The organism is Chitinophaga flava (assembly GCF_003308995.1).
Taxonomy (GTDB): domain Bacteria; phylum Bacteroidota; class Bacteroidia; order Chitinophagales; family Chitinophagaceae; genus Chitinophaga; species Chitinophaga flava.
The window spans coordinates 1021053-1043238 of the sequence record NZ_QFFJ01000002.1 but is presented as its reverse complement, the minus strand read 5'-3'; the positions used below and the strand labels follow the sequence as shown (position 1 = coordinate 1043238).

At 47.7% G+C, this 22186-nt stretch carries 18 protein-coding genes; 6 read left to right on the top strand and 12 right to left on the bottom strand.

Going from position 1 to position 22186, the window contains the following annotated elements:
- Positions 1-15: 15 nt before the first annotated feature.
- Positions 16-408, top strand: coding sequence for a VOC family protein (locus DF182_RS20640; RefSeq protein WP_113617702.1), 393 nt, complete (start codon positions 16-18; stop codon positions 406-408).
- An 18-nt stretch (positions 409-426) separates the two neighbouring features.
- Here the strand turns inward: DF182_RS20640 and DF182_RS20635 are convergent, their stop codons facing one another.
- Positions 427-1050, bottom strand: a complete 624-nt coding sequence (locus DF182_RS20635) for a chloramphenicol acetyltransferase (RefSeq protein WP_113617701.1) — start codon at positions 1048-1050, stop codon at positions 427-429.
- Positions 1047-1739, bottom strand: a complete 693-nt coding sequence (locus DF182_RS20630; protein WP_113617700.1) for an HAD family hydrolase — start codon at positions 1737-1739, stop codon at positions 1047-1049. The genes DF182_RS20635 and DF182_RS20630 overlap by 4 nt, the downstream gene beginning before the upstream one ends.
- A 67-nt stretch (positions 1740-1806) precedes the next feature.
- Here DF182_RS20630 and DF182_RS20625 point away from each other — a divergent pair, with 67 nt between their 5' ends.
- Positions 1807-2472 (top strand): Crp/Fnr family transcriptional regulator, encoded by a 666-nt coding sequence (locus DF182_RS20625; RefSeq protein ID WP_161964195.1) that lies wholly within the window; start codon positions 1807-1809, stop codon positions 2470-2472.
- On the opposite strand, the gene DF182_RS20620 is transcribed toward DF182_RS20625, so the two are convergent.
- Positions 2473-3786, bottom strand: a complete 1314-nt coding sequence (locus tag DF182_RS20620) for a sulfatase-like hydrolase/transferase (RefSeq protein WP_113617698.1) — start codon at positions 3784-3786, stop codon at positions 2473-2475.
- Positions 3787-3846: 60 nt separating this feature from the next.
- Positions 3847-6384: an excinuclease ABC subunit UvrA gene (uvrA, locus tag DF182_RS20615; protein ID WP_113617697.1), complete on the bottom strand. Its 2538-nt coding sequence runs from the start codon at positions 6382-6384 to the stop codon at positions 3847-3849.
- 104 nt (positions 6385-6488) lie between these two features.
- Here uvrA and DF182_RS20610 point away from each other — a divergent pair, with 104 nt between their 5' ends.
- Entirely contained in the window at positions 6489-8096 is a 1608-nt protein-coding gene (locus DF182_RS20610) for a hypothetical protein (RefSeq protein WP_113617696.1), read from the top strand.
- Positions 8097-8150: 54 nt separating this feature from the next.
- On the opposite strand, the gene DF182_RS20605 is transcribed toward DF182_RS20610, so the two are convergent.
- A complete protein-coding gene (locus DF182_RS20605) occupies positions 8151-8600 on the bottom strand; it encodes a hypothetical protein (protein ID WP_113617695.1) in 450 nt (149 codons plus the stop codon).
- A gap of 115 nt (positions 8601-8715) precedes the next feature.
- On the opposite strand from DF182_RS20605, the gene DF182_RS20600 reads away from it, so the two are divergent.
- The gene (locus tag DF182_RS20600; RefSeq protein ID WP_113617694.1) at positions 8716-9054 is read left to right on the top strand and encodes a winged helix-turn-helix transcriptional regulator; all 339 of its coding nucleotides are present in this window, start codon (positions 8716-8718) and stop codon (positions 9052-9054) included.
- On the opposite strand, the gene DF182_RS20595 is transcribed toward DF182_RS20600, so the two are convergent.
- Positions 9049-10224: a TlpA family protein disulfide reductase gene (locus DF182_RS20595; protein ID WP_161964194.1), complete on the bottom strand. Its 1176-nt coding sequence runs from the start codon at positions 10222-10224 to the stop codon at positions 9049-9051. The two genes, DF182_RS20600 and DF182_RS20595, sit on opposite strands and share 6 nt — an antisense overlap.
- Positions 10225-10382: 158 nt before the next feature.
- On the opposite strand from DF182_RS20595, the gene DF182_RS20590 reads away from it, so the two are divergent.
- Positions 10383-11462, top strand: coding sequence for a serine hydrolase domain-containing protein (locus DF182_RS20590; protein WP_113617692.1), 1080 nt, complete (start codon positions 10383-10385; stop codon positions 11460-11462).
- Between the two features lie 74 nt (positions 11463-11536).
- On the opposite strand, the gene DF182_RS20585 is transcribed toward DF182_RS20590, so the two are convergent.
- The 6 genes from DF182_RS20585 to DF182_RS20560 all read right to left on the bottom strand — a co-directional run bounded on the left by DF182_RS20585 (position 11537) and on the right by DF182_RS20560 (position 20609).
- Positions 11537-12955 (bottom strand): PKD-like family lipoprotein, encoded by a 1419-nt coding sequence (locus tag DF182_RS20585; RefSeq protein ID WP_113617691.1) that lies wholly within the window; start codon positions 12953-12955, stop codon positions 11537-11539.
- A 19-nt stretch (positions 12956-12974) separates the two neighbouring features.
- Positions 12975-13700 (bottom strand): DUF4843 domain-containing protein, encoded by a 726-nt coding sequence (locus DF182_RS20580; protein ID WP_161964193.1) that lies wholly within the window; start codon positions 13698-13700, stop codon positions 12975-12977.
- Between the two features lie 19 nt (positions 13701-13719).
- Positions 13720-15150, bottom strand: a complete 1431-nt coding sequence (locus DF182_RS20575; RefSeq protein ID WP_113617689.1) for a RagB/SusD family nutrient uptake outer membrane protein — start codon at positions 15148-15150, stop codon at positions 13720-13722.
- Between the two features lie 22 nt (positions 15151-15172).
- Positions 15173-18610: a SusC/RagA family TonB-linked outer membrane protein gene (locus DF182_RS20570; protein WP_161964192.1), complete on the bottom strand. Its 3438-nt coding sequence runs from the start codon at positions 18608-18610 to the stop codon at positions 15173-15175.
- A 205-nt stretch (positions 18611-18815) separates the two neighbouring features.
- Positions 18816-19967, bottom strand: a complete 1152-nt coding sequence (locus DF182_RS20565) for a FecR family protein (protein ID WP_113617687.1) — start codon at positions 19965-19967, stop codon at positions 18816-18818.
- Positions 19968-20036: 69 nt separating this feature from the next.
- On the bottom strand, positions 20037-20609 hold the full coding sequence (locus DF182_RS20560; protein WP_113617686.1) for an RNA polymerase sigma factor: 573 nt from the start codon (positions 20607-20609) through the stop codon (positions 20037-20039).
- A 65-nt stretch (positions 20610-20674) separates the two neighbouring features.
- Between DF182_RS20560 and DF182_RS20555 the strand changes: the two genes are divergently transcribed.
- Positions 20675-22183: an ADP-ribosylglycohydrolase family protein gene (locus DF182_RS20555; protein ID WP_113617685.1), complete on the top strand. Its 1509-nt coding sequence runs from the start codon at positions 20675-20677 to the stop codon at positions 22181-22183.
- Positions 22184-22186: the final 3 nt, after the last annotated feature.

Here is a 22186-nt window from a genome sequence, read left to right as displayed (position 1 = left end):
TTACAATCATCGCTTATGAAAATAAACAGACTGGACCACCTCGTGCTCACCGTAGCCAATATCGATATCACTTGTTTGTTTTACTACGACGTGCTGGGCATGGAGATACAGACTTTTGGAGATGGAAGAAAGGCATTAAAGTTCGGACAGCAGAAAATCAATCTTCATCAGAAAGGGAAAGAATTTGAACCCAAAGCGGCACATCCGCTGCCTGGTTCCGCAGATCTGTGTTTTATAACGGAAACGCCTATACGCGAAGTCAAAGAAGAACTGCTTCGCAAAAACATCACCCTGCTGGAATCTGAAGTGAAACGCACCGGTGCCAACGGACCTATTGTATCCATCTATTTCCGTGACCCGGACCAAAACCTGATAGAAGTAAGCAACTATCTGGAGCCGGAAGAATAACTTCCCGGCTCCGGATAATCAGCTATCCAGCTGTTGCTGGAAATATTCAAAAAACTGTCCTGCATGGTAACCATCCATCAGTGCATGATGTACATGCAGCGATACCGGCATGGTGCTGATACCATCTGCGGTAGTCATTTTTCCGAAGGAGACCTTAGGACAACTGTCTTTAAAGGAAAAACTACGTGCATGAGAGAGCGAGGTAAAATTGATCCAGGGAAGCGAAGAACAATGCACCACATTTTCGCCGGACACCGCAGGTACCAGGCCAGTACTGTTTTGCACCTGCTCTGTTATAATACGGGCTATGGCTTCAAATGTTTCAAAATCCGCATGGTATTCAAAATAAGCAAATCCAAAAGTACCATCGGGCCTGTTAATCGTAGGAGAAGGATCTATTTTATCGTATATCCATACCTGTTCGCCGACGATGCGGTAACGAAAAGGCTCTATCGCATTCATGGCCACCATGGCTTTATGCAGGTAATACAGGAAAAAGGAATATCCTTTTTCCCTGGCAGTAGCGTAGGCTTTGGTGCAGTCTACATTAACACATACCCCGAAAAACGGCTCCTCGAACTGGTTAAAAAAATGAAAATGATCTTTCCGTTTCCAGGTATTAATATCTAATAATTGTTTCATGACAATAGCTTCGGCAGAATGTCCGAAATAGTTTGAAAAGAATAGAATTTTTCCTCTTTCACTTCTTCATTCACCACTTCATGGGCCCATACGGTATGATACGGAATATGGATGGCATGGCCACCGATAGCCAGTACCGGCATTACATCTGATTTGATGGAATTGCCGATCATCAGAAAGGCTTCCGGCGGACAGTCCAGATGACGAAGCAGTTTACGATAATCTTTCTCCTGTTTATCGCTCATGATTTCTATGTGATGGAAATAATGTGCGAGGCCGGATTTATTGAGTTTCCTTTCCTGGTCGAGCAGATCTCCTTTGGTGGCCACTACCAGGCGGTATTTGCCTTTCAGGGCTTCCAGCACCTCTTTCACACCGTCCAGCAGTTCGATGTCTTTATTGAGCTGTTCCTTTCCATATTCGAGTACTTTCTCTATCAGCACCGGATTGGCGGTGTTGTTGGTTACCCGCAGAATGGTTTCAATCATGGCCAGCATAAATCCTTTCACCCCGTAACCATACAGGGAAAGGTTGGCCATCTCTGTTTTAAACAATTCCTGGGCAACAGTATGGTGGGGCAGATAGTCTTCCAGGAGGCCGCAGAATTTCTGTTCTACCTCCCTGAAATAAGGCTCATTCACCCATAATGTATCATCTGCGTCAAATGCAATGATTTGTATACCGGTCATTGTGATCGTAATTAAGTTTCTAAATTTCCGTAAAATTAATAGCTTCAACTGCGAAAAAACGGGACATTTGTCCCAACACACTATGATACATACCAATCGCGCTATATTATCCTTTATTGAAGATACTCTTACGGAAGCCGAAAAAAAAGACAGGGTCTTTCTACAGTCTTATCCTGCCGGTACCCGGCTGTTAACGCAAGGACAGCGCAACAAATACGTATTGGTACAAAAGACGGGGCTTTCCAAATGTTATATTACGGAAGATAACGGAAAGGATTTTATTATTCAGTTTCTGGGAGAAGGGGAACTGCTGGGAGAACTGGAGCTGATCCAGCAATCCAGCAATCTGACGACTGTTACCGCGCTTACGCCGGTAACGGCCTGGTGCATTACGACCGATTATTTTACCTACCTCATCAGCCATAACATGGTGTTGAACCGATTGCTGATGGAATCGCTGGCGAACAGGCTGGCGCAGACTTCGGCACGGGCTTCGTATCAACAGGTGTACCCTGCTGAATATACCATGCTTAAATTATTGTCGGTACTCGCCAGGCAACAGACCGCTTTTTCCAAAAAAGACCTGGCCGATTACCTGGGAGTATCTGTACGTAGCTTTAACCGTACGCTGAAGCAGTTGCGGGAAAAAAGTATCATCCATCCGGACAGCTTTGACCTATACCTCGACAGAGCATCTTTTGAGCGGCTGATACAGACCTACGGCGAACAGTGATCAGTAGTTGTCCATCAGCTGTTTCAGCGAAGCGGCTATCTCCGCATATTTGGCGGCCACATTATGTTTTTCGCTGATATCCATGCGGAGATTATATAATTCCATCACGGGCGTTTTTCCTTTTTCAGTAGTGGCGATGCGCAGTTTCCAGTCGCCTTTGCGTACTGCTTCCAGTTTACCGATAGCACTCAGGTAAAAGAGCGGCCTTTCCGGCAGCTGAGCCTGACGGCCTGTTATATGCTGCCACACGTTCACTCCTTCTACATTGGCCGGCAGTGGCTGTGTGTAGCTGGTAGCTGCAGCCAGTGTAGGTAATATATCGTTGATGATAAAAGGCTGGTCGGCCACGGTGCCGGCGGAAATACGGCCGGGAGCCCAGGCGATGAAGGGTTCACGGTGACCACCTTCATAAGTATTGGCCTTGCCACCTCTGAAAGGGCCTGTAGATCCGTGGTCCCAGGGTTTTACGATATCACGTTGCAGCATTCTGTCGGGCATATCATTCCAGGGGCCATTATCACTGGTAAACATCACGATGGTCTGTTGATCCAGCTTCAGCTGCCGCAGCAGGGCGATGATTTTACCAATGCAGGCATCCTGTTGTTCTATCACATCTCCGTATAGCCCTCCCCGTGATTTACCTTTCCATTCTGACGGCACAGCCAGCGGCGCATGTGGCATAGGGAAAGGCAGATACAGGAAAAAGGGCTGCTGGCTGCGGGAAGCACGTTTGATATAGGCCAGGGCACTATCAGTATACCAGCCCATCAGTTTACTGTAGTCTGGTTTTTCGATAACGCGGGTATTATCATAAAAGACAGCCAGCGTAGTGTCTGTATTCACAAAAGGCGACTGATAATCGTGGCTGTACAGCATACCAAAGAAATGATCAAAGCCATGCGACAGCGGGCGGCTATTGGCTTTATCACCCAGGTGCCATTTACCGATCATCATGGTTTGGTAATGATTGGCTTTAAACATCCTGGCAAGGGTGAAAATGCTGTCGGACAGTGCATGTGCATCGCCCGGAGCTACGGCATATGGCATGTTTACCTTGTCGGGGTAACGGCCAGTGAGCAGGGAAGCCCTGCTGGGTGTGCAGGAAGGAGCAGACACCATAAAACCGGTGCTACGAAAGCCTTCCCTGGCGAGGCGGTCCAGCTCAGGCGTACGGATCAGCGGACTACCGTAGCAGCTGGCATCACCATAACCCATATCGTCGGACAGGATAAAGATCACATTGGGCTTCCGTTGCTGTGCCGACACCTGAAACGCCATCAACACAGGCAGCAGCCACCAAAAAGTTTTTTTCATTGTTGGGTACTGTTTTATATACTGCGAATTACAAAATTTTATGGTAAAAGTTGAATGGAATTATGTGTGAAGAAATCGCGCCAGGTAAGGTGCTGTACGGCTGTTTTTAGCTTTGGCCATTTCCGTCGGTGTGCCGGTAGCCACTACTTTACCGCCTTCTTCTCCCGCACCGGGACCGATATCTATCACCCAATCACTGGCAGCTACTACACGCATATCATGTTCTACTACGATCACGGTATTACCGGCATTCACCAGCCCTTCCAGCTGTACCACCAGTTTTTCGATATCTGCAGGATGCAGGCCGGTGGTGGGCTCATCGAGCACGTAGAGGGTATCACCACGTCCCATGCGCTGTAACTCGGTGGCCAGTTTGATACGTTGTGCTTCGCCACCCGACAGTTGTGTGGCCGGCTGTCCCAGTCGGAGGTAACCCAGCCCTACTTCCCGTAGTACACTCAGCGCACGATGTATTTTAGGTTCGTCTTCAAAAAAGGTCCAGGCGTCATCTACAGTGAGTTCCAGCACTTCGGCTATATTTTTATCCCGGTAGGTAATTTCCAGTGTCTGTGCATTATAACGCGCACCATGACAGGTAGGACAAGGCGCATATACGCTGGGGAGAAATAATAGTTCCACCATCACAAATCCTTCTCCCTGGCAGGTTTCACAACGGCCTTTGGCTACGTTGAAGGAGAAACGGCCAGCATCATATTTGCGGGCACGGGCTGTTGATGTGTCGGCAAATAGTTTTCTGACATGGTCAAACAATCCCGTATAGGTGGCCAGGTTAGAGCGGGGTGTACGGCCAATGGGCTGCTGATCTACCTGTACCAATCGTTTCACCTGTTCCATACCGGCGGTGATATGTCCGCCCAAAGTGACTGGGGCGGCCTGTTCCAGCGCCTCCCCTTCTTCCGGTTCGGAGCTGAGGTCCATGCCCAGCTGCGCTGCCACCAGTTCTACCAGTACCTGGCTGACCAGGCTCGATTTGCCGGAGCCGGAGATACCGGTTACGGTGGTCATGCATCCCAGCGGGAAAGCAGCCGACAGCTGATGGAGGTTATTACGGGTAACGTCTTCCAGCTGCAGCCAGCCGCTGGCTTTGCGGGGTTCACGATGCAGGATTGTTTTTTCTGCAAAAAGGAAACGGCGTGTTTTGGATATCTCAACAGCAGCCAGTCCATCCGGGGGACCGCTGTAAAGGATACGGCCACCGTGTTCGCCGGCGTCTGGCCCTACATCTATGATCCAGTCGGCAGAACGTATCACATCCAGATCATGTTCTACCACAAACAAAGAGTTACCTGATGCTTTGAGTTTTTCCAGTGCCGACAGCAAAGCCTCTGTATCAGCAGGATGCAAGCCGGCAGAAGGTTCGTCGAGCACATACACTACCCCAAAGAGGTTAGACCTAACCTGCGTGGCTAAACGTAAACGTTGCAACTCTCCCGGCGACAAGGTAGGTGTGCTGCGTTCCAGGAGCAGGTATCCCAAACCCAGTTCCAGCAATACTTCCAGCCTTCCTACCAGATCGGCTGCTATTCTCTGTGTTACGATTTGCCGCTCCGGATGAGCCTTTTCCTTTTTGGACTGAGCGGCCTTACCTTCTGCATAAGGCCGCATTAATGTGGCCAGCCTGGAGAGCGGCAAACGTGCTATCTCCCCGATATCCATACCGGCGAAGGTTACCGACAGAGAAGCCGGTTGCAGGCGCTTTCCATTACACACCGGGCATTCGGTGCTTTCCATATATTGTGATACCCGCTTCTTCATGGAAGCACTTTCTGTATTGGCAAAGGTGTGCAATACATAACGGCGTGCACCGGAGAAGGTGCCCATATAAGAGGGTTCTACTTTTTGTTTGATAGCCCGCTTCACCTCTTCATGGGTGAAACCAGGATATACCGGTACTACAGGCTGTTCTTCAGTAAACAGTATCCAGTCCCGTTCTTTTTTGGGAAGATCTTTCCAGGGCTTATCCACATCATAACCGAGTGTAATGAGGATGTCGCGCAGGTTCTGGCCATACCATGCCGTAGGCCATGCAGCGATGGCCCTTTCCCTGATGGTAAGGGTATCATCCGGTACCAGGGAACGTTCCGTGACTTCGTATACTCTTCCGAGGCCGTGGCATTGCGGACAGGCGCCTGATGGCGTATTAGGGGAGAATGCTTCTGCTTCCAGGTGGGGCTGCCCTTCCGGGTATTCGCCGGCCCGGGAATACAGCATCCTTAACAGATTAGATAAAGTAGTTACGCTGCCTACAGATGAGCGGGTGGTTGGCAGTCCACGCTGTTGTTGCAGGGCTACTGCCGGTGGCAGTCCACTGATTTCATCCACTTCCGGCACCGACATCTGATGAAAAAGCCGCCTTGCATAAGGTGATACTGATTCGAGATAACGCCGCTGAGCTTCGGCATAGAGTGTTCCAAATGCCAGTGATGACTTACCAGAGCCGGATACGCCCGTGAATACTACCAGCGCATCGCGTGGGATATCCAGATCTATGTTTTTGAGGTTATGCTCACGTGCCCCGCGGACACGCATAAAGCCGGCCTTCTCCGGCGATAGTGGTTTCCCTTTATCTGTTTGCATGCCCTGAGCGCACAAAGACTATGCCCGCCGGTTGACACCTGACAAAAAACTATACAATATGATTTTAATTAATATATTAACTCCGTAAAAGCACTATTTATCCCATGAAAAAACACTTTATGATGCTGGCGGCAGGGGCCCTGGCACTTGTCACACAACAAGGATTGTCACAGAATGTCACCTATGTCAACTACAAGGCACCCGTTTTCAGACCCGCTGCAGACCAGCGTTTCAGCAACCACCGCAACATTTTCTTCCTGGCAGACATCAATCCGGCACTTTGCAGTCAGCTGATCAATGGAGCCATCAAACCGGATTCCGCCAGAACACTCTTTCAGAACACCACCGCAGACGAGCTTGATAAGCTGAAGTTCAATACCAGCAAAGATGCTCCGGATATGAGCGTAGGCGTTGTTTTCGACAATCTGTCGCTGACAGCTTATACCGGTGCTGCCGGCCTTGGCAGCTTTAACACCGGCATGACTTATACTGTCACCGGCAGTGTCATCGAATATGTTTTCAACAAAAGCGGCGAACCTTATGTAAAACGTGATATCAAGCTGCCTTCACAGATCACACTCACGGATGCCGACAATGTGTCCACACCATTCAACAAAGTGCTGAATGCCAAATCAGGAGACGTGTACCGTGTGATGATGAAGATTATTAAACAGGTTGCCATAGAGAGAAAAAAAGTACTGGTAGATGATTTTTATGAAGAAGAAATCTCTCTTCCTATTATCTACAGGGCTAAGAAAAAATATCCTGAATTTGGAGCCATCGATTCACTGAATGAAGCGCTCATCAATGAACTGAAGAAAAAAAATACAAAGGATTATTCCGAGCTGGTAAAGCCTTACGAAAAAACTTATCAGCAGCTGTTGCAACAGGAATATCCTAAGGATTACAACATGAAGCCAATCAAAATCACGGCTTATTCCCAGCTCGCTTATCTGTATTATCTGACCAGCGATACCACCAACCTGAAGACCAGCCTGGATTCCCTGTATGCCAACTCCTATAAATTCCTGGGTGCAAGAACAGACTATGAAGTACGTAGCGGTCTGTTGAAAAACCTCAGCGGATATTATGCCACCTTAAATCAGCGTAAATATCCACTGGACTCCACTACCGGTGCGGTAAAAACCACGATGTGGTCCAGACAGAAACTAGCCGACGGCTGGATTTTGCTGACAGAGGGTGATACCATCAGAGGAAAACATATTGAAGAGAAATTTATGGGCTCCATTGTTTCCCTTAATACTACGCTGCATATCAAATACGAGATCACCAACGAAAAAGGCAAAGCAGTAGAAAAAAGCTACAAGATCAATGATATCCTTGCTTTCGGCTACCTCAACAAAACATATGAGGTACATAAGTTTAAGCCCACTTTTGGACAAAGCAAGTCCCTCGGATTCGATTTGCTGAAAAGCAAAAGTTATCCGCTGCAGGTGATTTACCAATCTGCCAAAATCAAAATCCTGAAGGAAAACTACGGTGACGAACCTACGAATATGATTCTGTTTATCCGTCCTGGTGAAACCGAAGTAGCCAACCAGGGAAGAGACTGGGAGAAGAAAAGAGATGAAATGATGAAAGAATACTTTAAGGATTCTCCGGCAGTGTTGAGTAAACTTGCCAACAACAGCTATGACTTTAAAACCGAAAAAGGTTATGTAGAGCTGGCAAAGGATTATAGTGGCAACTGATTTTTTTGATACTGATAAAAAAAGACCTGTTGAGATCTCAACAGGTCTTTTTTATTATCGTTTGAATAACAGCGATAATAATGGTCGCTGTAAAGGAAAATACAGCAGGCCCTGTAATACTCCTGTGATCTCAAAAATCAGGTCATTGGGTTTTTCGTAGGCAGGCGGTGGAAACATGCTGTCGAAGGTTTCAGGAGAAAGTCCTGCATAATACAGGATATCTTTCAGCAGATGATTATACACCCCTTCATACAGCCCCACTAATAACACCGGGATCAGCCATACCAGGAGCAGATACGTGTACCGCAACCAATACCACTTCTTTCGTTGCAGCAGCCGGTATTGCCATCCTATCAGCAATGCCACGGGAATGCCTACAAACACCATATGCAGGCGCCAGTGTGTATGATAAATCACAGCACCATATGCATGATGCACAGCCGTGAGTATCAGCATCAACACAGCCAGCCAGGTAATTTTTTTCAATACATTTTCAGGTATCATTTTCCATAATTTTCTGCAAGGTTATACTTACATTGCCGGTAAAACAAGTAGTCAGCAAAGCCATACCAGGTCAGGAAAACCAGACCATTACTGACAATGAAATCATTACATCATCATGGAAAACGAAAATATTTTTCATACTACGCCTACCTACAACCCGGCCATCTGTCCGGTAGCCAGAACGCTGAAAATTATCGGTGGCAAATGGAAGCCGCTGATACTTCATCTTGTTGGTACAGAGATGAACCGTTTCGGGCTGCTCAAAAAGTGTATGCCTGATATCAGTAAACACATGCTCACCCAACAATTGCGGGAGCTGGAGCAAGATGGACTTATATCCCGCAGCGTGTATGCAGAAATGCCACCCCGGGTGGAATATGCGCTCACACCAAAGGGTGACAGCATGCTGAGTATTACCGCGGCTATTCTGGAATGGGGAAAAGCCAATTTATAGGCTTTTCTGTTTCCATTGATCTGCCGCCAGTTTTTGTAGTGTTTGTTGCAACAGGATCAGGCTATCGGTTTGTGCGGGTGTTTCCTCGTCGCGGTCGTAGATAATTTTTCCGTCAGGATCAATCAGAAACAGACAAGGGAGGCCTGGTATTGCATATTCCCGGCTGATATCCGGTTTGTTGAATATTTTGGTCCAGCTGATGCCGTACCGGTCCACTGCCTTCAGAAAAGCACTGGAATCTTTATCCTCCGAAATACCGATCACGACAAGATGATCTGCACTATAGCTGCTGTGTATTTTTTTGATGGCCGGCAGCTCTGCTACACAGGGCTTACACCACGATGCCCAGAAATTCAGCAGTACATACTTCCCGCGGCAATCCTTCAGGGTAACTTTGTTACCGTAAATATCAAGGGTAGTAAAATCTTTTGCCATCGCACCTGTTCTAACTTCCCTGGCTGCCAGCCATTTCAGGATGGTTGCCCTTTCAAAAGCATCTTCAGGCTTTTCAGGGAAATTAGCCTGCAGGAAAGCCCGTAGCTGCGGCACGGTCGTACCCTGATATCCGTATGGTACCACACTCCCCATTATCATCAGTTCTTCACGAAACAGCCATAAAGCATAATAAGTGCTCCTATACTGTTTTACAAAGGCCAGCTGTTTATCTTCCACCGCCCTTTTCTTCTCAAAAAAAACCTTACGTTCAGGGCTGTTAATATCCATGATAGCTTCCGAATGTGCTTCCCAGTATGCATCTTTTTCCCGGATAACCGGTGCCATCCACTTTTTATAATTGTTGCCACCTTCGTTGTCGATATTTTTCGCATTTGTCAAAACCGGATGTTGCCACCCGTTATCAAAATGAATGGCAGCGGGTTGTTCTGTTACCCAAAAACGGCCGCCAGGCATCGTATCCAATCCGGGCTGCTCATAGAAGATATTAATGGTGGCATAGCGCGCATTATAACTCCCTTCCAGCATGATCACTTTGTCTTCGGGGCGGGGCTTCACCTTGACGGTTTCAGTACCGTTATGATAACTAATAATCAGCTGTTTAAAATCTGTGCCGGGAGGTACGGTAACGGTTACCCGAAAATGGCGGACGGTGGTAAAACGCTGTAGGCTGCAAACCAGCAGCAGACAGGCAATAGCTCGCAAAAGGGTTGTCATGGCGTTTTTCATTATTCTCCCCAAATTATGATGCAAAAAATTCACACAAACATAATAAACTGTTAATTCACATAAGGTTATTCAAAAAGTAACACTTTCGGACAAGTACAATTGTTCAAATCTTCTATATCTTGTGTTTCCACAATCCCCATCTTCATATGAGATATTTTCCCTACCTGTTTGTATGCCTTTTGAGCATCGGTATGGTGTCATGTACGAAATCAGACCCAAAAGAAACGACGCCGGTAAATCCGACGCAACCAACGCAGCCGACAACGCCAACGCAGTCAATTGATCTCAGCGCTGTGACCCAGATTCTGAATGATTCTGTTCCGGTGAGGTATAATGGTAAATGTTATGCCATTATTCATGTTAATGGAAAGGAAGTATATACGAAAGGATACGGCGGATTTGACGGCGAAACCCAGCAACCCGTGGCCTCCTGCTCCAAATGGTTCGCAGGTGCCGTGGTAATGAGCCTGGTTGATGAAGGTAAATTTAAGCTCAGTGATACGATAGGTACCTTCCTTCCGATCTTCACTACCTATGGCAAGGGAGCTATTACCATCGCCGAGCTGATGTCACTTACTTCAGGCTTCCCTGGCACTTCAGACAAAAACTATGAGCTGAATCCTCTGCTCACCATGGCGCAGTCAGTAGACTCTATCGCTAAAAACGTGAAACAGATCAACCCCGCCGGCACCTTCTACTACGGCCGTGTAAGCATGCATATCGCCGGCCGTATCTGTGAAGTGGTGACCGGTAAAAGCTGGAGTGATCTGGCTAATCAAAAGATATTTGGTCCCTGTGGCATGACAAAAACAGATTACGGAATCAGTGGTAATCCTACTCCGGCCAGCAGTGCCCGTACTACCCCCAACGACTATATTAAATTCCTGGATATGTTGTCTAACAAAGGCGTAGCGACCAACGGCAACAGGGTGCTCAGCGAAGCCGCTGTCACCGCTATGAATCAGGCCCAGCCCATCACCAAAACAGCCTACTCCACCTACCTGGACCTGCCTAATATGTATGGCATCGGTCACTGGCGCGACATCATTGCCACCGGTGATGTGCTGATAGAAAGCAGCAGCCCTGGTACCTATGGCAGTTTCCCATGGATCAATCATCCTAAAAATATAACCGGCTTTATCTTCACCTATATGGAAACAGACGGTCCGCGAACCATCGCCACCTGCCAGAAAATAAGAGCTGCTGTTAGAAATGCAGTAAAGTAATCTACATGATATAAAAAGCGGTGGTCAATATATAACTATTGACCACCGCTTTTTTTGTGCTTCCCTCGCAAGCCTTATCTGGCGGGCTTATAATTGAGATCCGTTATTTTACCGAATCCATCAAAGCGGGTAGTATATTTCCCTCCTTGTGGCTCACCGGTAGCATCCAGTGTAAAATAATAAACCGTACCGGCGTTACCGTTATTAACCCCCGCCAGCAGCTTATTGGGCTCACTGATTCTCATGGTTATTTTCGAAACATCTGCACCGGCAGGAAAAGTATAGATCAGCCTGGAAACGCCGGACAATAAATTCAGCAGATATAGTTCATTGTTCACAGCATAGTACAGCTGCGGCAGCAGCAGGGAGAAAAACCGGGCTTTGGCAGTGCTGAGTCCGGGCGCTGTTTGAAGTGGCTTCACATCCCGGCCAAAGGAATTCTGTTGTCCGGCGGACACAAATGTATACACAAACAGCGAATCACTGTTATTCTTCTGCATCAGGCAGCAGGTATTGTCTGCTACGCCTGCGCCGGCAAAAAGCATGCTTTTACCAGTGGATTTATTGAACTCAAAAGCACCTGCGTTGGCCTCCTTCCGGAAGTCCATCAATTCATAGGTATAGGGGTCCTGTATATAAAAACGTTGCCCGATGGTATCATAAAACACAGGGCCTAATATCGAAGACAGGTTGTAGGGCGCCATGTAATAGTTCCCTGCCGGAGGCAGGGCCAGCTTATAGGGTGACGGCATAACAGTAGATATCCCGTATGGTTTACCATTGCTGATCAGCCGTTCATCGGTGCTGAATACATAATAGATCTGCGGAGCAAGACTAGCAGGCGTTACAAAGAACCAGTCCTTGATATCGGTGAGCACAGAGAACGTGAGGGTGCTGAGCTCCTTTCCGCCGGTTTTGGAAAGCGCCAGGATGCGCTGTTGGCCGAAGCCACGGCTATACGTATACAACTGGTGCGCATCAGCAGACAATGGCACATTCGGATTGGCTTTTGAATAAATACCATAGATCGCAGAATCCAGTGGTGTGATCATGGAAATATCACTGTAGGTGTTTTTGTTCTCCAGCACCATCCATCCTTCACTGGTTGCAGAGATCACTTTAATGCTCAGCTGCTTGTCGTAGGTAACACCTGTCTTGTTATCCTTCATGATAAATACAAGTGTATACCAGGCAGGAGTCATGGTGATCAGGCGTTTGAGGTTTGCGGTAGAATCCAGCAGATACCTGCCACCGCCGGAATTGGCGTACATGAGCCACTGATAGGAAACACCCGCATTGTCCGGCGCTGTTTGTACAATGCCGGTGTTTATGTTCAGGGTATCGAACTGAAATACTACAAAAGTATCCTTCGCAATACCGGAGTATATTTTATTGATCGGATGATAATCGTAATTACCCTTGTCTTTGTAGCAGCCTGCCAGCAACAACATGGTTGCTGCCCACAGGAAAAGAATATATTTTTTCAGTAACATATAGCTGTTTTGAAAATGATCAGAAGCTTACCCGCTCACCGTTTTCATCGACAAGCGGTCCGTTGGTGAGTTCGTAGGCAGCCAGTTTTTCCTGACATAGTGTTTTGTATACAGAAAAAGCGCCATAGGGAATGCTCCGTGAAAACTCGCTGACACCGGTGACATCTATGATGAACTTATATTTCGTTGCGCTGTATTTGCCGAAGAAAGACGCCATTACCGCGTCCCAGATATCCGGTTTGGTGAGCATATCGCTGAAGCGTATACGAAAACGAGTCTTAGCGCCGGACCAGCCGTTTTTGAACGCCAGTTTATCAACACCCGGCTGAAAATCCGCCGAAGGCACTATTTGCAGCGACAAGCGAAGCAACTTCGTTTTCATCGTGGCATTACGTTTTAATACTACCTGCACATTGCCCGTAAAAGCACCTGCTTTAACAACCGTTGGCAACAACAGATAGTCCTGACCGGCTACAGCGCTGGTACTGTCTGCAACGGGCTGCACACCCACAATCCGGTCTGTGGTAGCAGCGGCGCCCATAATACGTACCGGCAGGCGTACCGTATCTATCAGGAGCATATCCGGTTTGATGGCAAAGGTATAGTTCAGCGTATCCGGTGAATCAGCTTCGTAGGGAATCAAAAAATAAGCCCTTGCCGGTTCATCATAAGACATCACTTCAGTTTTTTTACAGGAGCTGAAGATGACCAGCAGCCCGGTGATGAATATATACAGTTGTTTCATGAAGATTCGATTTAAGGGGTCAACGATTGCCAAATTCAATTTCATTATCAGGTAATGGGAAGATATACACCGCATCGCCGGTGGCTTTGGTACTGCCGTCTATCTTCGCTGCGTTCATGCGTTTGAAATAATAGAACAGCTGGCCTTCTGCATACATCTCTTTCTGGTATTCCTTTTTGATTTCAGCAGTCAGTGTAGCAGCAGATATGTTTCCCGGTAATACTTTCAGGGAACGGTTGACCAGCACGCTATCGAGGTATACCACTCCATCCTGCGGAGAGGGCGCACATTCCGCCGCGATATAATACATCTCTGAGAGGCGTATCATGGGAATATTACGATACCGATAGGTAAGAGCCGACCCCTCTGTGGAATCCATGACAGCATATTTGGTGGTGGCGTAATTGGTGCCGAGCAGCGCAAACTGATTGAGCCGGCGTATATCCGTGGCTCCTACGCCACTGGTTTCATACAGTGTTTCCAGACGGTTACTGCTTTTACTAAGGCAAAGCCGGGGAGATCCCTGCGCGGAGGTAAACAGATAATCGGAGGCTTTCCGCTGTCCATAGCTATATACGCCAAACAACAGTTCCTTTGAAAAGATGAGGTCCGGAAAATTGACCTGTTTTACATCTTCCGGTTTTGCCCAGGGGAAGTTGGCAATATGGTTGTCAATCACTACCCTGGCGGCTTCCATGGCAGCAGTTTTATTGCCTGCATACAACTGTATACGTGCCTGTAATCCTTTCACCGCCCAGTAGTTCATATGGTTGCGGGTATAGGTTTGAAAAGCATCATCGGCCTGTCTTTCACGAATATTTTTATCGTTGGCCAGCAACACTTCTGCTGCAGCCAGGTCAGCGAGGCAGGTATCCATCACCGCTTTGACGGTAAGCAACGGCGCTACTTTTACATCAAAGTGTTTCAGGTAAGGAATGGCTTTACGCTGTGCATCTACCACCGGTGCGGCACCAAACATTCTCAACAGATCAAAATGCAGATAAGCGCGAATAGCCAGGGCTTCGCCCTTAATACGCGCGTAGTTGCCGGAGGAAAACACATCCTGACGGTCATCAATTTTATCAAGGATAGTATTGGCATTAGCAATAGCGGTGTATAATCCGCCCCATATGCCTGCGATCACTGATTTATTGGTACCATCTATATAGTTGAAAACAGAGGCCTGATAATAATAACTGCTGGTGACCGTATTGTTATAACGCTGCGCGATGACGTCCATGAAGCCCATAGACAGTTCGCGGCCATACAAACCATCGTCGGCCAGTTTGATATAGATGCCGGTGAGTGCGTCTTTAAAACCCTGCTCTGTACTCAGCAGGTCATTTGCCCGCACATCTGTTTTCGGGCTTACGTCCAGCCATTTGCTGCAACCGGTGACAGTCAGCATAAGGGCCAGCAGTCCTGTATATAACAGATTTGTCCATTTCATGATTCTATTGTTTTTCGGATCATTAAAAAGTTGTACCGATATTCAGGGAGATGTTACGGGCAAAAGGATAATCCAAACCTCTCTCAGCCTGTATAGAAGACCATCTGGCCACATCATTCAGGATGAAGGATACCCGCGTATTGTTCATCTTCCATTTTCGTGTATACCTTTCCGGTACTATATAAGAAAGGGAGATGCTGCCCAGGTTGATAAAGGAATTATCTTGTACAAAACGGCTGGTAGCGTTGGTAGGCTCGGAAGCAGCGATGCCATTGTCTTTGGTAAGCCCTTTAAAGAGTGTCACATCACCCGGTTTCTGCCATCTTCCGGACAACACTCTGGCATCCATCTGATACCAGAAACTGCCGTTCTCCAGGCGGTCTGCAAGAGCAGTGTTGTACATAACAGCATGGTACTGATAATCCAGCGCAATCTGCAGGGTGAGTCCTTTATAAGAGGCAGTGGTTCCAAAGTGGCCCTGTATTTCCGGTATCTGATCGCCCACGATCACCTTATCTCTGGCATTCCACTCATAGGTCAGTTCACCGGAGCGGGTAACAAACAGTTCCCGGCCATTGGCAGGATCGATGCCTTTGGACTGTACAGCCCATACAGCCATAGGGCTCTGTCCTTCTTCAAAACGAAGCTGCGGGAGTGTCTGGTTGTTTTTATCGTTTTGATCATTTTGTTTTTTGAGGGAATTGGCAATACGTTTGATCACGGATTTATTGTGCAGGCCATTTACAAAAAAGCTCCAGTAGATACTTTTTTTATCTTGTTTAATCGCAAAAGCAGTGAGGTTGATTTCATAACCGGTATTCTGCAGTTCTCCGACGTTTTCTTTATAACTGCTCACACCACTGGAAGGTGGTGTATTAATATCGAGGATAAGGCTCTGTGTGTTTTCGCGGTACAGTTCAAACTTACCTGTCAGCTTGCCTTGGAACAGCGAGATATCAGCGCCCAGGTTGCGTTTGAGGGTTTGTTGCCATTGCAGATTGGTATTACCGAATGCCAGCAGGGTAGTGCCTACCTGACCTCTGTAATTTTTGTCGGTGATATAACGATAGGTAGTGATGCCCATATAGGGTGGGAAATTACTGCTACCGGTAGAACCGATGGTGGCGCGAATGCGCAGCTGGTCCAGCCAGTTGGTTTCCGGCAGGAAATGTTCTTTGGCTACGTTCCAGCCGGCGCCGATATTCCAGAATGGTGCGAATCTTTTATCAGCACCAAACTGTGAAGAACCATCCGCACTGATGCCCGCATCCAGCGTATAACGCTGATCATAACTATAACCCACGTTGGTAAATCCGGACACACGGCGTGTGGTGGCTGCGTTGCCACCAGGCTTGGAATCAGCTCCATAGCCGTTGCCGAAAAACAGCTGGTCCAGTTTATCAGACGGAAACCCCGTCACTACTACTTCTATACCACTGGAGTTAGTTTCCGCGGCACTAACACCGGTAGTGTTAAATAACAGGTGGCGTCCGGCGCGGAAACTGTAGTCCAGGTTAAGAGAACCATCATAGGAAAAAAAGCTGCTGTTGTCGCGGGTATAACTGCCACGTTTGGCGATATCAGCTTCCTTTGCAAAGGAAGTGTGCATAGCCGGGAGGAAAAGATCTGCCTGGTCTGTCTGCCGGGTCAGCGCTATCTGTCCTCTCAGCTTGAAACCTTTGCCCATATTCCATTCCACGGCACTCTGGTTGGTGACGTTCGTATACTCCGACTGGTCCACTGTATGCAGGGTGGTATTATATAACGGGTTCGTATATACGGTAGCATCTACCGTTTCCAGTACCCGCTGCATTCTACCAGAGGAGTCGAAAGGTGACCAGTAGTTGTTTTGTTTGGTATAGTCACCGAAACTGCCGTAGTTGGAGTTTTTGCCTTTGTTATAGTTAACTGCCAGCACATTGCGGAAAGTGAATCTTTTAATACGGTAGCTGAGATTCATCTCCAGACCATAGTTGCTACGGTTGCTGTTTTTCATGACACCAGCCAGATTGCTGTAATTAAGATTGAGGCCATAACGCAGATAATCATCGCCTCCCTCGAGGTAGATGGAATGTTTTTGTCCGATACCGCTACGTACGGGTTGCGCGAGCCAGTCGGTGTTAACGCCTTGTTCCACCCAGGTGCGGCGCCGGGCGTATAGCCGTTTATAAAAAACATCCAGACTGGCATTGTTCTCATCATTGGCGTATTGGTTGTACAGGCCAGCCAGTCTTTCTGTTTCCAGTTTATCGCGGGCATTGAGCAGGTGGTAGACGCTGAGGTCCGGAGCAGTTACCTGTAAGTTGCCGCTGTAGCTCACTCTCAGCTTGCCTGGTAGTGGCTGACGGGTATCTACAACTATAACGCCGTTGGCTGCACGGGAACCGTAGAGGGAGGTAGCGGCCGCATCTTTCAGGATAGTGAAGCTGGCGATACGGTTGATATCCAGGTCATACAGCTTCTGCAAACTGGTTTCAAAACCATCGAGTATCAACAGTGGCTGATTGGGATTAGAGGCGTAGCTGGCCATAAAATCCGCCCCACTGGCAGCTTTCAGCTGGCTGGTGGTTTGCTGCGGAAAATTATTAACACCACGTAGGTTAATACTTGGCAACTGATTAGGATTACTACCAAATTGAACGTTATCGGGTATACGAAGAGAAGGATCAAAAATTTTAGCAGCTTGGAATACGTTGAGTGCATTCACGCTGCGCAGCTGATCACCTGTGATAGTAGTGGCAGCACCGTTGAAATTTTCCTTCGGACGTTTAAACATACCCGTAGTCACCATGGTACTGCTGAGTTGTACCGATTTGGCCTGCAGTTTTACCATTATGTTTTTTCCGGGCAGGATGGTTACTTCCGCGGTTTCATAGCTCAGGTGACGGAAAGTCAACACTACGGCATTACCGCTGACCATGAGGGTAAACTGCCCATCCAGGTCCGTGACTGTACCGGTAGAAGCACCCTTCACACCTACGCTCACACCCGCAACCGGCAAACCGGTGCGTTCATCGAGCACCGTACCTTTCACTGCTACCGGCGGCGCATTCACCACAGGCTGCGTTTCACTGCGGTTAATGATATTACTGCCGGCAGGCCTTTCTTTGATGATGATGGTATTGAACCGTATCTCATAGGTCAGTGGCAGATTTTGCAGACAGCTCTCCAACACAGTTTGTACAGAGGCATTATGCACATGTACGTTTACTGTACGGGAAGACCTGATCAGGGATGCATCATAAATGAATTCGAAGCCTGTCTGATTACGGATGGTATTAAACACCTCTTTCAACGGTAGGTTTCTACCGCTGAGCGATACAGACTGCGAATAGGAACTGGCGCTTACCTGCATGGCCAGCACCAGTAAAAAGGCAGAAGTCAACTTCATTATCAGCAATGTTTTGGTTGACGGCAGCCAGGGCCGGCACCTGGCTTTGTTACATAGAAATTCTTTCATACTTTCGTATAGTTTGGGTACGTTAATCACAGCATTTTTGACGGATGCCTGTTTTTGTATAGGCCCAAACGTCCGCCGGAAGTGGTTCCAAGCACTTCCGGTTTTCATTTCAGGCCTTTACGATTGGTTGATACTGAATTAAACTTTCATTGTTCCAGTTGACAATTGGTTGATGTTACATTGGTTGGTTGTTGATTTATCAATATTAGTTTTTACGTAGATGTACAATAAGCTTTGTTCCCTGGATGTTGAAATGCACTTTCCCCGTGGCTTCCAGTATCTCCAGTAATTGTGATATGTATTCCTTTCGAGACACCACGCCGGATAACCGGATATCAGACAGATTATTTTCGTAAACAATTTCCACATCATACCAGCGCGCCACCTGGCGCATGATGGCATGTATATCAGTATCTTCAAAAAAGAACTGACCATTTTTCCAGGCAGTCACGGCTTCTATATTGGCAGACAGCAGCTGTGGTTGTGCTGCACCATCTGCCATCACTGCCTGCTGGCCGGGCTTCAACAGCAGCATTCCGTTTTCACTGCCGGCCTTTATAGCCCCCGACACCAGTGTTGTTTGTTCCATCTTCTCTTCTTCATAGGCCATCACATTAAAACTGGTACCTAATACCTCTACTGTACTATGCCGGGTTTTCACAATAAAGGGCTGTTGCACATTGGATGATATATCGAAATAAGCTTCTCCGGTGAGATATATGGTCCGTTCGTTGCCGGTGAAGGTATTGGGATACCGCAGCGAAGAAGCAGCGTTTAGCCATACCTGTGAGCCATCCGGCAGCAACACTTTAAAATAACCACCACGTGGGGTAGTAAGCGTATTATACATCACTGCTCCCCCACTACCTGTGACGCGATAGGACAGCAGACCACTATCTGATTTAGTGACCTGTGCAGCGCCTTGTTGTCCCTGCCAGCCAGACTGCAGGCTGTCGAGGACAATGGTTTGTCCGTTGCCCAGCACCAGGGTAGCCCGGGTACTGCCCGGCTGTACTGTTTTCAGGGCCAGTGGCTGTACGGACTTAGAAGGAAGCATCCATCTCCATACCGCCAGCATCGCAACCAGCAATACCGCAGCTGCCGCTGCGTACCGGTAACCGCTGCGCCATTTCTTCAAAGGTGTTGCGGTCCCGTCTATCCGTTCATTAACACGTTCCAGCAACACCGGATCATAATTCCCGCTTTCCTGTTCGGCTATCATTTCTTCATAATCCATCATCACCTGGCGGTATCCCTGTACAGACAAGGTTTGCAGCCATGCCTGAAAAGCGGTTCTTTCTTCCGCCGTACTGGTGCCTGCGGCCATCTTGCGTAATAATTCCTGGTGGTCGTTCATCGCGTTGCTGTATAAATAAACGTATGAAAATAAAGGGAGGGGACGGTGGGTGAAAAATTTTTTTTCTCCCTATAAAAAACATAATAACAGAAAGAGAATAATATCACCATGACGAGCTATATATTCCTTCACAGACCTGCTGGCCAGGTGCAGCTGCTTTTTTACAACAGCCACCGACAAGTTCATATTGTCTGCTATTTCAGCCCAGGAGAGGTCCCGCTGGGTACTCAGTTCAAATATCTGTCTTCTTCTTTCCGGCATCAGCGCAATAGCTTCACGGGCCAGCTGATGATATTCACGATATTTAAGTTCATCTTCCAGCTGGTAGATATCCCCTGCTGCTTCCATGGCGCGGGCATCATGCTGACGCCGGCTTTTTTCATGGCGGAAAATATCCACCATTCTGTTCCGGGCCATCCGGTACAGATAATATTCCAGCCGCTGCAATCCGGCGAGTGTCTCTCTCTTTAACCATAACTTTACAAATACGTCCTGCACAATTTCATCAGCAGTATCGTTGGCATGACCCGTAAAAGGCAACAGATAGCGGGATAGTTTTGGTTGATAGCGTTGATACAGCTCCGTAAACGCGTGACGGTCGCCCGTTGACAACCGCTCCAAAAGCGATACATCATCATTCATGATGTGAATATAGTTTTTTTGAATTAAAAGCTATATTCATCCTCTTGTAACAACTTGCACACGATATGAAAACATTTTTGCTGCTGGTAATGACTGCACTGTCAGCTGCTATGGCCACCACTGCACAATCTCCGGGCCCGGTGGTCCATCTCCCCAAAGAAGTATTACAGGATAAGATTAAAGGCGGATGGGCCGGACAAACCATCGGCGTTACTTTTGGCGGCCCTTATGAATTCCGGTACAACGGTACTTTTATCCAGGACTATCAGCCACTCGAATGGCATAAAGGTTATGTAAAAGAAGTGATGGACAGTTTTCCCGGCCTTTACGATGATCTTTATATGGACCTCACCTTTGTAGACGTGATGGAACGCAACGGCCTCGATGCACCAGCAGACTCCTTTGCACAGGCTTTCGCACAAGCCGGTTATGTACTGTGGCATGCCAATCAGGCCGCCCGTTATAATATCCTCAATGGTCTCAAAGCACCTGCCTCCGGACATTGGCAGCACAATATGCATGCAGACTGCATCGACTATCAGATAGAAGCCGACTATGCAGGGCTCATGAGCCCCGGCCTGCCCAACGCTGCTTCCGCCATCAGTCATAAGATTGGTCATATCATGAACTATGGCAACGGATGGTATGGTGGCGTATATGTGGGTGCTATGTACTCTCAGGCATTTATTACCGCGGATATCAAACAGGTGGTCGTGAATGCATTAAGTGTCATTCCGACACAGAGCAAGTTCCGTCAGTGTATGAGCGATGTGATCAAATGGCATCAACAATATCCTAACGACTGGCACCGGACCTGGTTTGAGCTGCAGAAAAAGTGGTCATCCGATCTCAGCTGCCCCGACGCTATTTTTAATCCGCTGAACATCGATGCCACCATCAATTGCGCCTATGTAATACTCGGACTGCTGTATGGTAACGGCGACTATGAAAAAACACTGGAGATATCCACCCGCGCCGGCCAGGATGCAGACTGCAACCCATCTACAGCCGGAGGTATACTAGGCACTATGCTGGGATATAAAAAAATTCCGCAGAAATGGAAAGACGGACTAGCAGGAGCAGAAGATATCAATTTTAAATATACCAGCATCTCCCTCAACAAAGCCTATGATATCAGCTACCGTCATGCACTGGCCAATATCAAACGCCACGGAGGACGTGAACAGGGCAATATGGTGGTTATTCCACTGCAATCACCTGAGCCCGTAGCCTTCGAAGAGAGCTTCCCCCGTCTGGTACCGGTGAGCAAAAAAGATTTTCACATCAATGACAATGAGATCACACTGACGATAGAAGGCAATGGTTTTGTACTAAGCGGCTATGCCGCCAAAAAAGGAGAAGTACCTGACCGCGTGATCACCGCTACCGTCAGCATAGACGGGCACCTTACAGATACCATCAGGATGCCTACTAATTATCTGACACGCAAAGATGAAATCTACTATAACCTTAACCTTCCCGCAGGAAAACACAGCATAAAAATACAGGTCATCGATCCACATCCGGATTACGAACTGCGAACAGGTTATTACGTTACCTTCCGTAAACAATAACAG

What these genes read in the sequence shown, in the direction of transcription:
- DF182_RS20640 (WP_113617702.1), top strand. Translation starts at nt 16, where the DNA reads ATGAAAATAAACAGACTGGACCACCTCGTGCTCACCGTAGCCAATATC.
- DF182_RS20635 (WP_113617701.1), bottom strand. Translation starts at nt 1,050, where the DNA reads ATGAAACAATTATTAGATATTAATACCTGGAAACGGAAAGATCATTTT.
- DF182_RS20630 (WP_113617700.1), bottom strand. Translation starts at nt 1,739, where the DNA reads ATGACCGGTATACAAATCATTGCATTTGACGCAGATGATACATTATGG.
- DF182_RS20620 (WP_113617698.1), bottom strand. Translation starts at nt 3,786, where the DNA reads ATGAAAAAAACTTTTTGGTGGCTGCTGCCTGTGTTGATGGCGTTTCAG.
- uvrA (WP_113617697.1), bottom strand. Translation starts at nt 6,384, where the DNA reads ATGCAAACAGATAAAGGGAAACCACTATCGCCGGAGAAGGCCGGCTTT.
- DF182_RS20610 (WP_113617696.1), top strand. Translation starts at nt 6,489, where the DNA reads ATGAAAAAACACTTTATGATGCTGGCGGCAGGGGCCCTGGCACTTGTC.
- DF182_RS20605 (WP_113617695.1), bottom strand. Translation starts at nt 8,600, where the DNA reads ATGATACCTGAAAATGTATTGAAAAAAATTACCTGGCTGGCTGTGTTG.
- DF182_RS20600 (WP_113617694.1), top strand. Translation starts at nt 8,716, where the DNA reads ATGGAAAACGAAAATATTTTTCATACTACGCCTACCTACAACCCGGCC.
- DF182_RS20595 (WP_161964194.1), bottom strand. Translation starts at nt 10,224, where the DNA reads ATGACAACCCTTTTGCGAGCTATTGCCTGTCTGCTGCTGGTTTGCAGC.
- DF182_RS20590 (WP_113617692.1), top strand. Translation starts at nt 10,383, where the DNA reads ATGAGATATTTTCCCTACCTGTTTGTATGCCTTTTGAGCATCGGTATG.
- DF182_RS20585 (WP_113617691.1), bottom strand. Translation starts at nt 12,955, where the DNA reads ATGTTACTGAAAAAATATATTCTTTTCCTGTGGGCAGCAACCATGTTG.
- DF182_RS20580 (WP_161964193.1), bottom strand. Translation starts at nt 13,700, where the DNA reads ATGAAACAACTGTATATATTCATCACCGGGCTGCTGGTCATCTTCAGC.
- DF182_RS20575 (WP_113617689.1), bottom strand. Translation starts at nt 15,150, where the DNA reads ATGAAATGGACAAATCTGTTATATACAGGACTGCTGGCCCTTATGCTG.
- DF182_RS20570 (WP_161964192.1), bottom strand. Translation starts at nt 18,610, where the DNA reads ATGAAAGAATTTCTATGTAACAAAGCCAGGTGCCGGCCCTGGCTGCCG.
- DF182_RS20565 (WP_113617687.1), bottom strand. Translation starts at nt 19,967, where the DNA reads ATGAACGACCACCAGGAATTATTACGCAAGATGGCCGCAGGCACCAGT.
- DF182_RS20560 (WP_113617686.1), bottom strand. Translation starts at nt 20,609, where the DNA reads ATGAATGATGATGTATCGCTTTTGGAGCGGTTGTCAACGGGCGACCGT.
- DF182_RS20555 (WP_113617685.1), top strand. Translation starts at nt 20,675, where the DNA reads ATGAAAACATTTTTGCTGCTGGTAATGACTGCACTGTCAGCTGCTATG.